15 protein-coding genes are annotated in these 12,916 nt (G+C 67.4%); 6 read left to right on the top strand and 9 right to left on the bottom strand.

Annotated features, from left to right (window positions below; all coding sequences use genetic code 11):
* Positions 1–87 precede the first annotated feature (87 nt).
* On the bottom strand, positions 88–1,236 hold the full coding sequence (locus VG556_RS06360; protein ID WP_100449712.1) for a 5-(carboxyamino)imidazole ribonucleotide synthase: 1,149 nt from the start codon (positions 1,234–1,236) through the stop codon (positions 88–90).
* On the bottom strand, positions 1,233–1,736 hold the full coding sequence (purE, locus tag VG556_RS06355) for a 5-(carboxyamino)imidazole ribonucleotide mutase (RefSeq protein ID WP_005412808.1): 504 nt from the start codon (positions 1,734–1,736) through the stop codon (positions 1,233–1,235). The genes VG556_RS06360 and purE overlap by 4 nt, the downstream gene beginning before the upstream one ends.
* A gap of 58 nt (positions 1,737–1,794) precedes the next feature.
* On the opposite strand from purE, the gene VG556_RS06350 reads away from it, so the two are divergent.
* The 4 genes from VG556_RS06350 to VG556_RS06335 all read left to right on the top strand — a co-directional run bounded on the left by VG556_RS06350 (position 1,795) and on the right by VG556_RS06335 (position 4,447).
* Positions 1,795–2,064: a Trm112 family protein gene (locus VG556_RS06350; protein ID WP_014036599.1), complete on the top strand. Its 270-nt coding sequence runs from the start codon at positions 1,795–1,797 to the stop codon at positions 2,062–2,064.
* Positions 2,061–2,912, top strand: coding sequence for a carboxylating nicotinate-nucleotide diphosphorylase (nadC, locus tag VG556_RS06345; protein ID WP_014646586.1), 852 nt, complete (start codon positions 2,061–2,063; stop codon positions 2,910–2,912). The genes VG556_RS06350 and nadC overlap by 4 nt, the downstream gene beginning before the upstream one ends.
* A 115-nt stretch (positions 2,913–3,027) precedes the next feature.
* Complete coding sequence (locus VG556_RS06340; protein ID WP_423179982.1) at positions 3,028–4,029, top strand: DUF2272 domain-containing protein; 1,002 nt, start codon at positions 3,028–3,030, stop codon at positions 4,027–4,029.
* 67 nt (positions 4,030–4,096) lie between these two features.
* A complete protein-coding gene (locus tag VG556_RS06335) occupies positions 4,097–4,447 on the top strand; it encodes a DUF3301 domain-containing protein (RefSeq protein WP_005415950.1) in 351 nt (116 codons plus the stop codon).
* A 104-nt stretch (positions 4,448–4,551) separates the two neighbouring features.
* On the opposite strand, the gene VG556_RS06330 is transcribed toward VG556_RS06335, so the two are convergent.
* The 7 genes from VG556_RS06330 to VG556_RS06300 form a co-directional block, all read right to left on the bottom strand.
* Entirely contained in the window at positions 4,552–5,004 is a 453-nt protein-coding gene (locus VG556_RS06330) for a ClpXP protease specificity-enhancing factor (protein ID WP_100449711.1), read from the bottom strand.
* A gap of 84 nt (positions 5,005–5,088) precedes the next feature.
* Positions 5,089–5,724, bottom strand: a complete 636-nt coding sequence (locus VG556_RS06325; RefSeq protein ID WP_005408842.1) for a glutathione S-transferase N-terminal domain-containing protein — start codon at positions 5,722–5,724, stop codon at positions 5,089–5,091.
* Between the two features lie 134 nt (positions 5,725–5,858).
* Positions 5,859–6,608, bottom strand: coding sequence for a cytochrome c1 (locus VG556_RS06320; RefSeq protein WP_032960911.1), 750 nt, complete (start codon positions 6,606–6,608; stop codon positions 5,859–5,861).
* The gene (locus VG556_RS06315; RefSeq protein WP_014646581.1) at positions 6,601–7,860 is read right to left on the bottom strand and encodes a cytochrome b; all 1,260 of its coding nucleotides are present in this window, start codon (positions 7,858–7,860) and stop codon (positions 6,601–6,603) included. The genes VG556_RS06320 and VG556_RS06315 overlap by 8 nt, the downstream gene beginning before the upstream one ends.
* Entirely contained in the window at positions 7,860–8,480 is a 621-nt protein-coding gene (gene petA, locus VG556_RS06310) for a ubiquinol-cytochrome c reductase iron-sulfur subunit (RefSeq protein ID WP_004151998.1), read from the bottom strand. Before petA ends, VG556_RS06315 begins: the two co-directional genes overlap by 1 nt.
* A 199-nt stretch (positions 8,481–8,679) precedes the next feature.
* Positions 8,680–9,585 (bottom strand): lytic transglycosylase domain-containing protein, encoded by a 906-nt coding sequence (locus VG556_RS06305; RefSeq protein ID WP_100449709.1) that lies wholly within the window; start codon positions 9,583–9,585, stop codon positions 8,680–8,682.
* Between the two features lie 46 nt (positions 9,586–9,631).
* A complete protein-coding gene (locus tag VG556_RS06300) occupies positions 9,632–10,600 on the bottom strand; it encodes a helix-turn-helix transcriptional regulator (RefSeq protein WP_100449708.1) in 969 nt (322 codons plus the stop codon).
* Positions 10,601–10,680: 80 nt separating this feature from the next.
* Here VG556_RS06300 and VG556_RS06295 point away from each other — a divergent pair, with 80 nt between their 5' ends.
* On the top strand, positions 10,681–11,298 hold the full coding sequence (locus VG556_RS06295) for a glutathione S-transferase family protein (RefSeq protein WP_423179981.1): 618 nt from the start codon (positions 10,681–10,683) through the stop codon (positions 11,296–11,298).
* A 187-nt stretch (positions 11,299–11,485) separates the two neighbouring features.
* The gene (gene miaB / locus VG556_RS06290) at positions 11,486–12,904 is read left to right on the top strand and encodes a tRNA (N6-isopentenyl adenosine(37)-C2)-methylthiotransferase MiaB (RefSeq protein ID WP_100449707.1); all 1,419 of its coding nucleotides are present in this window, start codon (positions 11,486–11,488) and stop codon (positions 12,902–12,904) included.
* The last annotated feature ends 12 nt before the right edge of the window (positions 12,905–12,916 follow it).

Genomic DNA, 12,916 nt, shown 5'->3' with positions numbered 1-12,916 from the left:
CCACGCTACCACCGGGAATGTTGCACCGATGGCTGCACCGGTGCGCCACACCGTTGCACTGCCGGCCAGCGGCCGGCACTACCGGACTCAGCGGTTGCGCAGCGCGTGCACCGCCGGTGCCACCTGGGCCTGGCGGTCCAGTTCCAGGCCCACCTGGTCCAACGCGTCGGCCAGTGCTGCGGCATCGTCATCGCGCAACGTGGCATGGCCGACCTTGCGGCCTTCGCGCGACTCCTTGCCATAGTCATGCCAGTGGCCACTGGCCTGGGCCAGCACCGGCAGCGGGTCGGGCATCCGGCCCAGCCAGTTCAGCATGCAGGCATGGCCGAGCATGCGGGTGCTGCCCAGCGGCAGGCCCAGCACGGCGCGCAGGTGGTTCTCGAACTGCGAGGTCTCGCTGCCTTCGATGGTCCAGTGCCCGGAGTTGTGCACGCGTGGCGCCATCTCGTTGGCCAGCAGCTCGCCATCGCGGCAGAACAGTTCCAGCGCGAACACGCCGACGTACTGCAGGTGTTCGGCGACACGGCGTGCATAGCCGATCGCTGCCTGCTGCTCGGCGGCGGACAGCACGGCCGGGGCCACGCTGGCCGACAGCACACCGTCGACATGCCAGTTGCCGGTGATCGGCCAGGCTTCGAAACTGCCATCGCGGCCACGCACCGCCACCACGCTGACCTCGCGCTGGAAGGCCACGAAGCCCTCCAGGATCAGTCCGGTGCGCTCGACCTGCGCACCCAGCGCATCCCAGGCGGAGTCGATGTCGGCCTCGCTGCGCAGGCGGAACTGGCCCTTGCCGTCGTAGCCCAGGCGGCGGGTCTTGAGGATGCACGGCAGGCCGAATTCGGCGGCCTTCGCCGCCAGCTCGTCGCGGCTGCAGATATCAGCGAAGGCCGGCAGCGGGATGCCCAGCTGCTGGAACAGGGTCTTCTCGCTCAACCGGTCCTGGGCCACCGCCAGCGCGGCCGGCGGCGGGTAGACCGGCACGCGGTCGGCCAGGAACTGCGCACTATCAGCGGGCACATTCTCGAAATCGAAGGTGACCACATCGACCTTGGCAGCGAAGTCCGCCAGCGCCTGGCGGTCGTCGAAGGCGCCCACGGTGAGCGGCGCCAGCGGGCCGCTGCAGGCGTCGGCCGCCGGGTCATACAGCTCGAAGCGCAGCCCCAGCGGCGCACCGGCCAGGACCATCATGCGGGCGAGCTGGCCGCCGCCCAGGATGCCGACGGTCAGGCTCATTGGCGCGGATCGTCATGGGCCATCACGTCTTCGGTCTGGCGTGCACGGAAGGCGTCGAGCGCCTGGCCGATCGCCGGCTGGTCGCTGGCCAGCATCGCGGCGGCGAACAGCGCCGCGTTGGACGCGCCGGCATTGCCGATGGCGAAGGTGGCGACCGGGATGCCGGCCGGCATCTGCACGATCGACAGCAGCGAATCCATGCCGTTGAGGGCCTTGGACTGCACCGGCACGCCCAGCACCGGCACGGCGGTCTTGGCGGCGATCATGCCCGGCAGGTGGGCGGCCCCGCCGGCACCGGCGATGATCGCGCGCAGGCCACGCGGGCCCGCCTGCTCGGCGTAACTGAACAACACATCCGGCGTCCGATGCGCGGACACCACCTTCACTTCGAACGGAACACCCAGGGCTTCAAGCTTCTGGGCGGCGTGCTGCATGGTTTCCCAGTCGGAACGGGAACCCATGACGATGCCGACAAGCGGCGCGATCGGGTTGGGGGTCATTGGCCGTCACCTGCCTTAAAGACGTATTCTAGCCATCTTCCACGCAAGACGAAGAACCATGGATCGCAAGCTGCTCGACCTGCTGGTGTCGCCTGACACCCGCCAGCCCCTGTCCCTGCTGGATGGCAAGGGCCTGGAAGCCCTCAACAAGGCCATTTCCGCCGGCGCGGTGAACAAGGCCGATGGCAACCCGCTGGCGCAGCCGCTGCGCGAAGCGCTGGTCACCCGCGACCGCAAGCAGGTCTTCCGCGTCGACGACGGCATCCCGGTGCTGCTGGCCGAGGAAGCCATCCCGACCGCCCAGATCGCCGATTTCCCGACCGCATGAGCACGCTGCCGACGCCGGATGCGGCCGTTGTCGCCGCCGATGTCGCGCGTGCACTGGCCGAGGACCTGGGCAGCGGTGATGTCACCGCCGCCCTGCTGCCCGACCAGGCCGACAGCGCCTACCTGCTGTGCAAGCAGGACGGGGTGATCGCCGGCCGCCCCTGGTTCGACGCCACCCACCGCGCGCTCGACCCGGACGTACGCATCGAATGGCAGGTTTCCGACGGCGACGCGGTCACCGCAGGCACCGTGCTGGCCCTGCTGCACGGGCGCAGCCGCAGCCTGGTCAGCGCCGAACGCACCTCGCTCAACTTCCTGCAGACGCTGTCCGGTACGGCAACCACCACCGCCCGCTACGTGGCGGCGGTGGCCGGTACCGGCACGCGCATCCTTGACACCCGCAAGACCCTGCCCGGCCTGCGCCTGGCGCAGAAGTACGCGGTGCGCTGCGGCGGTGGCGAGAACCATCGTTTCGGCCTGTACGACACGGTGATGCTGAAGGAAAACCACATCCGCGCTGCCGGTTCACTGGCCGACGCCGTGGCGGGCGCACGCCGGCAGTGGCCTGCGCTGCCGCTGGTGGTCGAGGTCGAGGATCTGGCGCAGCTGCGCCAGGCGCTCGACGCTGGTTGCGAACGCATCCTGCTGGACGACTTCAGCCCCGACCTGCGCCGCGAGGCGGTACGCATCACGGCCGGCCGCATTCCGCTGGAAGTGTCCGGCAGCGTCGGCCTGGGTGGCCTGCGCTCGATCGCCGAGGATGGCGTCGACTGCATCTCCATCGGCGGCCTGACCAAGCACGTGCAGGCCATCGATCTGTCGTTGAAGCTCGGCCCACCGCCGGGCTGAGGCCTGGCTTGGGGTCCGATCCCTTTTTCATGGGAAAAGGGATCCGACCCCGTTCTCACACCCGGCGTTCACGACAGCGCTGCGACGCTGCGGGCATCCCCCACAGGAGCCGCGCATGCGCCGGATGCTCTTGCCTGCCTGTCTGCTGCTGGCCGCGGCCCCCCTGTCCGCAGCGGCGGCCGAAGCCTGCGATGTGCCACCGCGTTTCGGCCTGAGCCCATTGGCGGTGGCCATCCGCAATACTGCCTGCAATGAACACCGGCTCTGGTTCCGGCCTTTCATCGATCGCGATGGCCGCGCGGCGAGCCTGAGTGTCACCGAGGCCGAGAACGAACATCTGGCCGACAACGGGCTGATTGCCTGGCAGCGCGTGGCCGGCTACTGGCGCAACAGCGGCACGCTCAACGCGATGGGCAGCATCGTCGGCGCCAGCAGCTGTCTGGCACCACTGGGCACGCGCTACACCGACAGCGACTGCCGCACCTTCCTGATCGACAACCCGTGGTCGGCCGCGTTCATTTCCTGGGTGATGGTGCAGGCCGGCGTCCCCGGCTTCAACGCGTCGCCACGCCACATCGACTACATCCGTGCCGCGTACCAGGGCGGACCCTCGGGCGTGCCGTACCGGCTGGTCGATCCCGCGACCGCAAAGCCCGCACCGGGCGACCTGCTGTGCTTCCTGCGCGATCGCAGCACCACGCTCAGCTACAGTGGGCTGGTGCAGGCACTGGGCAACGGTTCGGTGGGCCACTGGAAATCACATTGCGAAGTAGTGGTGGCCGCCAACCTGGGGGGCGACCAGACCCTGTACCTGGTGGGCGGCAACGTGATGAACACGGTGGCGATGCGACTGCTGCCGCTGGACCGCACCGGGTTGATCAAGCTGCCGCCGGCGCGCGAACGCAACAGCACCGGCATCGAGCCCAGCTGCACGCCGGGCCGCGAGGACGAATGCAGCTTCAACCGCCAGGACTGGGCAGCGCTGCTGCAGCTGACGGCGACCGCGCCATTGGTGATGCCTTCGCCCTCCGCCGCGCCGATGCAGACGGTGCCGGCGACGGCGCCGTCTAACGTGCCCGCATCACCGATGTCCAGCGAACCGCAGCCGCGGCGGTGAATGCAGCGCTTGATCCAGCGCGCATTCGCCGCCATCTTTGCGGGATCGACCTCTGACGGCTGACGCCATGCCCACCCTGCTGTTGTTGCTGATTGCCGGCGGAATCATCTATTTCTTCTGGAATGCGGCGCGTTCGGCCGCCGAGCGCGCGGTCGAGCTGGGCCGCAATGCCTGCCGCGCTGCCGACGTGCAATGGCTGGATCAGGCGGTACATGCCACCGGCCTGCGACTGTCGCGTGGCGAGGATGGACGGCTCGGTTTCGAGCGCACCTTCAAGTTCGAGTATTCCTACGATGGCATCGATCGCCACGTGGGACGCATGGTGCTGCGTGGCGACCAGTTGATCTCGTTCACCGGCCCAGGCGCGGCGCGGATCAGCCAGATCCGGCCGGATGTGGAGGATGCCGAGGATGTGTAAGAACTGAAGGTGTGCCGACCAACGGTCGGCACCCACACAATTCCGGCACCCACCGGTAAAACCTGCAAAGGAAGACGCCGCCCATCGGGGCGGCGTCGGAATGGTTACTTGACCACGCGCAGGTTCGGGCGGCCCTTCGGCGGCGGGCTGGCCGGCGGCGTATCGTCCGGTGGCGTGCCGTCCTCATGCAGCAGCTCGTCGCTGGTCGGCGCGGTCTCGCTGCCCGGAATGTCATCCGGCAGCGCCATGCCCTGCCCGGTCTCGCGGGCATAGACCGCCAGCACGGCGCTGATCGGTACCTGCACCGGGTAGCTGGTGCCGGAGAAGCGGGCCGAGAAGCTCACCATTTCGTTGTCGATCATCAGCCGCACGACAGCGCGTTCGGCGATGTTGAGCACGACCCGGCCCTCCTTGACCGCCGAAGGCGGCACCTGCACGCCGGGGACGCCGGCGTCGACCAGGATGTGCGGGGTCAGCTGGTTGTCGTTGATCCATTCCACCAGCGCCCGCAGCAGGTACGGGCGGTGGCTGGTCATGTGGAAGAAGTCTTCGGTCATGCGTGAAGTGTACGCGCCCGGCGCCCCGCCGGGGCGGATCGCCTGCACGCCGGTCGGCGTGCAGACGGGTTACGCAAGGTTGGATCAGACCGGCAGATCGCGCAGCTTCTTTTCCTGGTCGGTCAGGCTGCGGACGAAACCCGGGTGACGGAAGATGCGGTTGCCATAGTCCTCGATCGCCTTGCCGTCCTTCGGCAGCGGCACGTCCAGCGACTGCAGGCGCCAGATGATCGGTGCCATTGCACAGTCGGCCAGGCTCATTTCCGGATTGAGGAAGAACTTGCTGGCCTTGAACAGCGGCAGCGAGGCGGTCAGCAGTTCCTTCAGGCGCTTGCGGCCGGCCTCGGCCTGGGTCTTGTTGCCCAGCTGGATGGCCTGCACCTGCGGTACCCAGTCGTGCTCGATGCGCAGCATGGCCAAGCGGATACGCGCACGCGAGAGCGGATCGACCGGCATCAGCGGAGGATGCGGGTAGCGTTCGTCCAAGTATTCGCTGACCACCGACGCGGCGTACAGCACCAGCTCGCGCTCGACCAGGGTCGGCACCGAGTGGTACGGATTGAGATCGATCAGGTCTTCAGGCGGGTTCTGCGGATCGACCGGGACAAAGTCGAAGGTGACCCCCTTGGCCGCCAGCACCAGGCGTACCCGGTGGCACAGTACGTCGTCGTTCGAGGAAAACAGCGTCAGTGTATTGCGCATGCGTACGCTCGCCGCCATCAAAGGCTCTCCCACGACAGGAGACCGCCTGCCGCATCGGCGCCGCCGGCACCGTGCCAGCGGTCGACTCCACCCCGAGTGTGCAACCGACCATCACAAAAGCCAATAGGCCCGGGCGATGGCCGGCGGCAGAATCAGTGGACGTCCTTCCAGTATTCCTTCTTCAGCAGGTACAGCAGGAAAGTCAGCAGGGCCAGGAACAGGATCACCCATACGCCCAGCTGCTGGCGCTTGAGCGCGGCCGGTTCACCGGCGTATTCGAGGAAGTTGGTGATGTCCCGAACGGCCTGATCGTACTGGCCGGCATCGACCGACCCGGGCGTTTCGATTTTCAGGCCGGTCACCGGCGGGTCCATGCCGGGCGCTTCCGCCTTGCCGTGCACCGCATGCTGCAGGCCCTGCATTTCCCACAGCGGGTTGGGCATGGAGGCATTGGCGAACAGCGCGTTGTTCCAGCCCAGCGGGCGGCTGCTGTCCAGATAGAACGACTTGAGATAGGTGTAGACCCAGTCACTGCCCCGCACGCGCGAGATCAGGCTGAGATCGGGCGGCATCTTGCCGAACCACTTCTCCGCGTTCTCCTTGGGCATCGCCACCGGGATCGGGTCGCCGATCGCCGAGCCGGTGAAGTTGAGGTTGTTCATCACCTCTTCCTCGGTCAGGCCGAGGTCCTGCGCCATCCGCGAATAGCGCAGGTACTTCAATGCGTGGCAGCCGGAGCAGTAGTTCATGTACAGCTGCGCGCCGCGCTGCAGCGAGGCGCGGTCACCGAGGTCGTTGCCGGCCTGCAGCAGCGGGGTGCCGCCTTCGGCGGCGGAGGCCAGGAAACTGCCCAGCATCAGGGTGGCCGCCAGGGCCAGCCGGACCATCCAGCGCTCAGTCATGCGTGGTCACCCTCTCCGGTACCGGCTTGGTCCTGTCCAACCTTGTCCATAGCGGCATGGTGATGAAGAACGCGAAGTACAGGAAGGTCAACACCCGCCCGATGTAGGTCTCGTGCACATCGGTGCCCGGGCCGGAACCAATCACGCCCAGCCACACGAAGCACACCGCCAGCACGCCCAGCATCACCTTCGAGATCCAGCCGCGGTAGCGCACCGATTTCACCTTCGCCTTGTCCAGCCACGGCACCAAGAACAGGATCGCGATGGCCGAGAACATCACCAGCACGCCGCCCAGCTTGTTCGGCACCACGCGCAACATCGCGTAGTACGGCGTGTAGTACCAGACCGGCTTGATGTGTTCCGGGGTCACCAGGCGGTTGGCTTCGGTGAAGTTGTCGTGCTCCAGGAACAGGCCGCCGAAACCGGGGGCGAAGAAGATGATGAAGGCGGCGATGATCAGCAGGAAGCCGGCACCGACGCCATCCTTGAGCGTGTAGTACGGATGGAACGGAATGCCGTCGGCCGGGGCGTTCGGCGACCAGCGGTTGCCCTTGGGCCCCTTCTTGATCTCCACGCCATCGGGGTTGTTCGACCCCACCTCGTGCAGCGCGCCCAAGTGCAGCACCACCAGCAACAGCAGCACCAGCGGCAGTGCGATGACGTGCAGCGCGAAGAAGCGGTTGAGCGTGGCGTCACTGGGCAGGTAGTCGCCCATGATCCACTCGGTCAGGCCGTTGCCGATCACCGGTATCGCGCCGAACAGCGAAATGATCACCTTGGCGCCCCAGAACGACATCTGCCCCCACGGCAGCACGTAGCCCATGAAGGCTTCGGCCATCAGCACCAGGTAGATCAGCATGCCCAGGATCCACACCAGCTCGCGCGGCTTCTGGTAACTGCCGTACAGCAGGCCGCGGAACATGTGCAGGTAGACCACGATGAAGAACAGCGAGGCCCCGGTGGAGTGCATGTAGCGGATCAGCCAGCCCCACTCCACATCACGCATGATGTATTCGATGGAGCCGAACGCCTCGGCGGCGTTGGTCTTGTAGTGCATCGTCAGGAAGATGCCGGTGACGATCTGGTTGACCAGCACCAGCAGCGCCAGCGAACCGAAGTAGTACCAGATGTTGAAGTTCTTCGGCGCGTAGTACTCGGTGACATGCTTGCGATAGACCGGCATCAGGCCCGGCGCGCGGGCATTGACCCAGTCGGCCACGCCGCTGGCGGTACGAGCGAGGATATTGGCCATCAGGCTGCCCCCTGCGGATCGACACCGATGATGATGGTGTTGTCGTCCTGGTAATGGTGCGCGGGCACCTTCAGGTTGATCGGCGCCGGCACGTCCTTGAAGACGCGGCCGGACATGTCGAAGCGCGACTTGTGGCAGGGGCAGAAGTAGCCGCCCTTCCACTGCGGGTCATAGGGTTCAGGCCGGATCTCGGCGACCATTTCCGGCGAACAGCCCAGGTGCGTGCACAGGCCGACCAGCACGGAAATGTCCGGCTTGATCGAGCGCAGCTCGGGGTTCTGCTTCAGCACGTAGTCCGGCTGCTGGTCCTTCTCGCCGGACTCGGGGTCCTTGAGGCGGCCATCGAGCCCGTGCAGTGCATCGAGGATCGCCTTGGACCGCTTGACGATCCAGATCGGCTGGCCACGCCATTCCACGATCAGGCGTTGGCCTTCCTGCAGGGCGCTGATGTCGGCCACCACCGGTGCGCCGGCAAGCTTGGCACGGGCACTGGGGTTCCAGGATTTGATGAAAGGAACAGCGGTGAATCCGACGCCGACGGCGCCCACCACGGCTGTGGTGGCAGAAAGAAAACGCCGACGTCCGGTGTTGACTGGATCGTGTACCCCATCGTTGGCCATCCGGCACTCCGATATTGATTAGGTAGCTTTAAGGCTGCCAGCGGATCCGGTGGGGGCCAGAGCCGCATTGAATCATGGGCGAGTGTAGCGGAACCGTCGAGCGCCACACAACGCATTGCAACAACATTGATTACGGGGCTGCCAGCCAGTGGCCGGTCGGTACCGGCCATTGCCCAAGGTTGCCGGCCAGCGGCCGGCACTACTGGTGCGTCAATGCGGTGCGGTAACGCTCGGCCAGCTGCCCGACCCGGCGCACGTAGTACTGGGTCTCGCTGTAGGGCGGCACGCCACCGTGGCGGTCAACCGCGCCTTCGCCCGCGTTGTAGCCAGCCGCGGCCAGGGTCAGGTCGCCATTGAAACGCTTCAACAACCACGCAAGATACTGCACGCCACCGCGGATGTTCTGCCCGGCATCGTAGGAATCGCTGACTCCGAAACGGGCCGCGGTTGGCGGCATCAGCTGCATCAGGCCCTGCGCGCCGGCGCGGCTGAGCGCGGTCGGGTTGTAGGCCGACTCGGCGTGGATGATGGCGCGCACCACGGCTTCGTCGACGCCGAACTCGCGCGCGGCCGAGCTGATCTCGGTCTGGAACGCGGTGGTGTTCAACCGCACCGAACCGAAGTCCACGCGCGGGTTGACGCCACAGGCGTAGCAGCGCTCCATGAAACTGTAGCGGATGGTGCGCACCGGGCCGAGGTTGGCGACCTGGGTCGGGCGCGCGCTGGTGTAGTGGCGCACGCCGTCCTTCATGAAGGAATAGACCTGGCCGCTGACCATGCGCCCGCTGCGCGAGGCGACCGGGGGCGCGGGCACGGCGGCTGGCGCAGCCGCCGGCGCCGCAGTGCTGGCCGCCACCGCCACCGGGTTGCGCTCGATGCTGGCCACGGTGGTCGGCGCCGGCTTCGGCGCGGCCACCACCGGGCGCGGTGCCGGGCGGAGGTCGCGGCTGTAGCTGATGGCGCTGCAGCGGGCCCCGGCCAGGCGCTTGCTGACATAGCTGGTGACCCCGTCGGCGCCCTGGCACTTGAACAGGGTGCCCGCGCTGGCCGGCGCAGCGGTCAGCGCAGCGATGATGATCGCCGTTGTTCCCGGTATCCCCTTCATGCCGGCGAGTGTCCCAGCTTCGCCGGGGCTTGCCAAGCGACGCGGCTCAGCCTGTGACGGGCGGCACAGCCAGCACCTGCCCCAATCCGGCCAGGCGCTGTGCCAGTTCATCGCGCAGGCCCGGCGGCGTGGTCCACACCGCCACCGGCACCCGGTCCAGGCTGAGGATCTGCGCCAGCATCATGCCGCGGCTCTCGGCGCCCATGCGCAGCAGGCAATGGTCGGGCCCATCGTCCTCCAGCACACCACACCAGGGCGGGATGCGGCATTCCAGCTCGGCGCGGCTGCCGGCCAGGCGGACGATGGCCTGCAGGGCGAACGGGGCCTGGCTGACCGCCTGCCGCACCATCACATCTGGCGGTGCGGGCGTACGGCGGTGCATGCCCGGCTCGGCGCATTCGCGCACCGCGCCCATCCGGTCCACGCGCAGGGTGCGCCAGTCCTGCCGGCCCAGGTCCCAGGCCAGCAGGTACCAGCGCCGCCCGTAGTTGACCAGGTGCTGCGCCTCGACCTCGCGCTGGGTCACCGCTTCCTGGGCACTGCGGTATTCGAAGGCCAGCCGTGACGCCTGCCGGCAGTGCTGGGCCAGCCGCCCGAGCAGGCGTGCGTCGGTGGACGGAAGGTCGGACAGGGTGGCGGTGGCGGCATGCACCTCGCCGGCCTGCTGGCGGCGACGGGTCGGCACCAGCGGATCGAGCTTGGACAACAGGCCACGCGCGGTGTCGTCGATGCCGGCGACGGTCGCAGAGGCCGCGCGCAGGGCGATGGCCAGGGTAGTCGCCTCCTCCTCGTCCAGCAGCATCGGCAGCACCGGCGCCCCTGCCCCCAGCTGGTAGCCGCCGCCAACCCCGGACGAGGCCCGGACCGGATAACCCAGCTCGCGCAGGCGCTCGACGTCACGGCGGATGCTGCGCCGGTCCACGCCCATGCGCTCGGCGAGTTCAGCCCCGGACCACTGGCGGCGGGCCTGCAGCAGGGCGATCAGGCGCAGCAGTCGATGGGCGGTGTGGCGCATGAAGGATCGAGGACAGAAGTCGTCCGCAATAGTGCCTCAGGATGGCCTCCAGTTCACCACCCACCGCAAGGAGCAATGCCATGAATTCACGCCAGATCACCCTGTACCACGCCGCCCGTTCCCGCTCGAGCGGCGCCGTGGCCCTGCTCGAAGCACTGGGTGCCGACTACCGCATGCAGATGCTGGACCTGAAGGCGGGCGCCAACCTGGCCCCGGCCTACCTGGCCATCAACCCGATGGGCAAGGTGCCGGCGATCGTCCACAACGGTGCGCTGGTGACCGAGCAGGTGGCGATCTATCTGTACCTGGCCGACCTGTATCCGGAGGCCGGCCTGGCACCGCCGATCGGCGACGCCCTGCGCGGGCCCTACCTGCGCTGGATGGCCTTCTATGGCGCCTGTTTCGAGCCGGCGATGATCGACAAGGCGATGCACCGCGAGCCGCCGCCGCGCCTGATGTCGCCGTATAACGACGCCGAGACCGTGCTGCAGGTGATCGAGGCCCAGCTGGCGCAGGGCCCCTACCTGCTCGGCGAGACGATGAGCGCCGCCGACGTGCTGTGGGGCAATGCGCTGGCCTGGACCACGGCCTTCGGCCTGGTGCAGCCTGCACCGGCCACGGCTGATTACATTGCACGGATGAGCGCGATGACCGCCTTCGACCGTTCGCGGCAGATCGATGCGGAACTGGCGGCGTAAGCAGCGCCCCCTTGTAGAGCCGAGCCCACGCTCGGCTGCTCCTCCGCCTTGCAAAGGCAGCCGAGCACGGGCTCGGCTCTACAGTGATGGCCACGCTGGGCATGGGCGCGGTTGCACGGGCGCGGCGGCTGGCGTGGGATGCGGGTAGAATTGCCCGCTTTCCCGCCACCCGAATGGATTAAGCGCCATGACCGGGACGCCAGACGTCTTTCCGCCCACCACACCGGGCGGTACCCCGCTCGTTGCCCTGCCCGCTGGTCCGCGCAAGCCCGACCAGGTGAAAGGCAAGCTGTACATCAAGACCCACGGTTGCCAGATGAACGAGTACGACTCGGCCAAGATGGCCGACGTGCTTGCCGCCAGCGATGGCCTGGAACTGACCGACAGCCCGGACGACGCGGACGTCATCCTGGTCAACACCTGCTCCATCCGCGAGAAGGCGCAGGAGAAGGTGTTCAGCCAGCTGGGCGTGTGGAAGGGCCTGAAGAACAAGGGCCGCGAAGTCATCATTGGCGTCGGCGGCTGCGTCGCCTCGCAGGAAGGCGAAGCGATCATCAAGCGCGCGCCGTTCGTCGACCTGGTGTTCGGCCCGCAGACCCTGCACCGGCTGCCGGAGCTGATCCGCGCACGCCGCGAACAGAAGCGCCCGCAGGTCGACATCAGCTTCCCCGAGATCGAGAAATTCGATCGCCTGCCCGAGCCGCGCGCCGAAGGAGCCTCGGCATTCGTGTCGATCATGGAAGGCTGTTCCAAGTACTGTTCGTTCTGCGTGGTGCCCTACACCCGCGGCACCGAAGTCAGCCGCCCGTTCGAGGACGTGGTGGTGGAGGTGGCGCAGCTGGCCGCACAGGGCGTGCGCGAGATCAACCTGCTCGGGCAGAACGTCAACGCGTATCGCGGGCCCTATGGTGACGGTGAGTTCGCCGACCTCGGCCTGCTGATCCGCACCATCGCCGAGATCGATGGCGTCGGCCGCATCCGCTTCACCACCTCGCATCCGCTGGAGTTCAGCGATTCGCTGATCGATGCGTTCCGTGACGTGCCACAGCTGGCCAACTTCCTGCACCTGCCGGTACAGGCTGGCAGCGACCGCGTGCTGTCAGCGATGAAGCGCGGCTACACCGCGCTGGAATTCAAGTCGAAGATCCGCAAGCTGCGTGCGGTGCGCCCGGACATCTCGATCAGCTCGGACTTCATCGTCGGCTTCCCCGGCGAGACCGATGCCGACTTCGAGAAGACCATGAAGCTGATCGAGGACATCGGCTTCGACCACAGCTTCTCCTTCATCTATTCGCGGCGCCCGGGCACGCCAGCCGCGGACCTGGAGGACACGATCAGCGATGCCGAAAAGCACGCGCGCCTGTCGCGCCTGCAGGAGCGCATCAATGCGCATGCCGCTGGCATTTCCGAGAAGATGGTCGGCACCGTGCAGACCGTGCTGGTGGAAGGGCCCTCGCGCAAGAACCCGAACGAGCTGACCGGCAAGACCGAGAACATGCGTTCGGTGAACTTCCCGGCGCCGGCGCGATTGATCGGCCAGTTCGTGGATGTGGTGATCACCGAAGCGCTGACCAATTCGCTGCGCGCGCGGGTGGTGGCGGAATGAATCTTCGGGTCG

It is taken from the genome of Stenotrophomonas sp. CASM106 (genome assembly GCF_049384825.1).
Classification (GTDB): Bacteria; Pseudomonadota; Gammaproteobacteria; order Xanthomonadales; family Xanthomonadaceae; genus Stenotrophomonas; species Stenotrophomonas muris.
The sequence above is the reverse complement of the archived record's forward strand: the minus strand, read 5'-3'. Positions and strand labels throughout refer to the sequence as shown.

What these genes read in the sequence shown, in the direction of transcription:
- VG556_RS06360 (WP_100449712.1), bottom strand. Translation starts at nt 1,236, where the DNA reads ATGAGCCTGACCGTCGGCATCCTGGGCGGCGGCCAGCTCGCCCGCATG.
- purE (WP_005412808.1), bottom strand. Translation starts at nt 1,736, where the DNA reads ATGACCCCCAACCCGATCGCGCCGCTTGTCGGCATCGTCATGGGTTCC.
- VG556_RS06350 (WP_014036599.1), top strand. Translation starts at nt 1,795, where the DNA reads ATGGATCGCAAGCTGCTCGACCTGCTGGTGTCGCCTGACACCCGCCAG.
- nadC (WP_014646586.1), top strand. Translation starts at nt 2,061, where the DNA reads ATGAGCACGCTGCCGACGCCGGATGCGGCCGTTGTCGCCGCCGATGTC.
- VG556_RS06340 (WP_423179982.1), top strand. Translation starts at nt 3,028, where the DNA reads ATGCGCCGGATGCTCTTGCCTGCCTGTCTGCTGCTGGCCGCGGCCCCC.
- VG556_RS06335 (WP_005415950.1), top strand. Translation starts at nt 4,097, where the DNA reads ATGCCCACCCTGCTGTTGTTGCTGATTGCCGGCGGAATCATCTATTTC.
- VG556_RS06330 (WP_100449711.1), bottom strand. Translation starts at nt 5,004, where the DNA reads ATGACCGAAGACTTCTTCCACATGACCAGCCACCGCCCGTACCTGCTG.
- VG556_RS06325 (WP_005408842.1), bottom strand. Translation starts at nt 5,724, where the DNA reads ATGGCGGCGAGCGTACGCATGCGCAATACACTGACGCTGTTTTCCTCG.
- VG556_RS06320 (WP_032960911.1), bottom strand. Translation starts at nt 6,608, where the DNA reads ATGACTGAGCGCTGGATGGTCCGGCTGGCCCTGGCGGCCACCCTGATG.
- VG556_RS06315 (WP_014646581.1), bottom strand. Translation starts at nt 7,860, where the DNA reads ATGGCCAATATCCTCGCTCGTACCGCCAGCGGCGTGGCCGACTGGGTC.
- petA (WP_004151998.1), bottom strand. Translation starts at nt 8,480, where the DNA reads ATGGCCAACGATGGGGTACACGATCCAGTCAACACCGGACGTCGGCGT.
- VG556_RS06305 (WP_100449709.1), bottom strand. Translation starts at nt 9,585, where the DNA reads ATGAAGGGGATACCGGGAACAACGGCGATCATCATCGCTGCGCTGACC.
- VG556_RS06300 (WP_100449708.1), bottom strand. Translation starts at nt 10,600, where the DNA reads ATGCGCCACACCGCCCATCGACTGCTGCGCCTGATCGCCCTGCTGCAG.
- VG556_RS06295 (WP_423179981.1), top strand. Translation starts at nt 10,681, where the DNA reads ATGAATTCACGCCAGATCACCCTGTACCACGCCGCCCGTTCCCGCTCG.
- miaB (WP_100449707.1), top strand. Translation starts at nt 11,486, where the DNA reads ATGACCGGGACGCCAGACGTCTTTCCGCCCACCACACCGGGCGGTACC.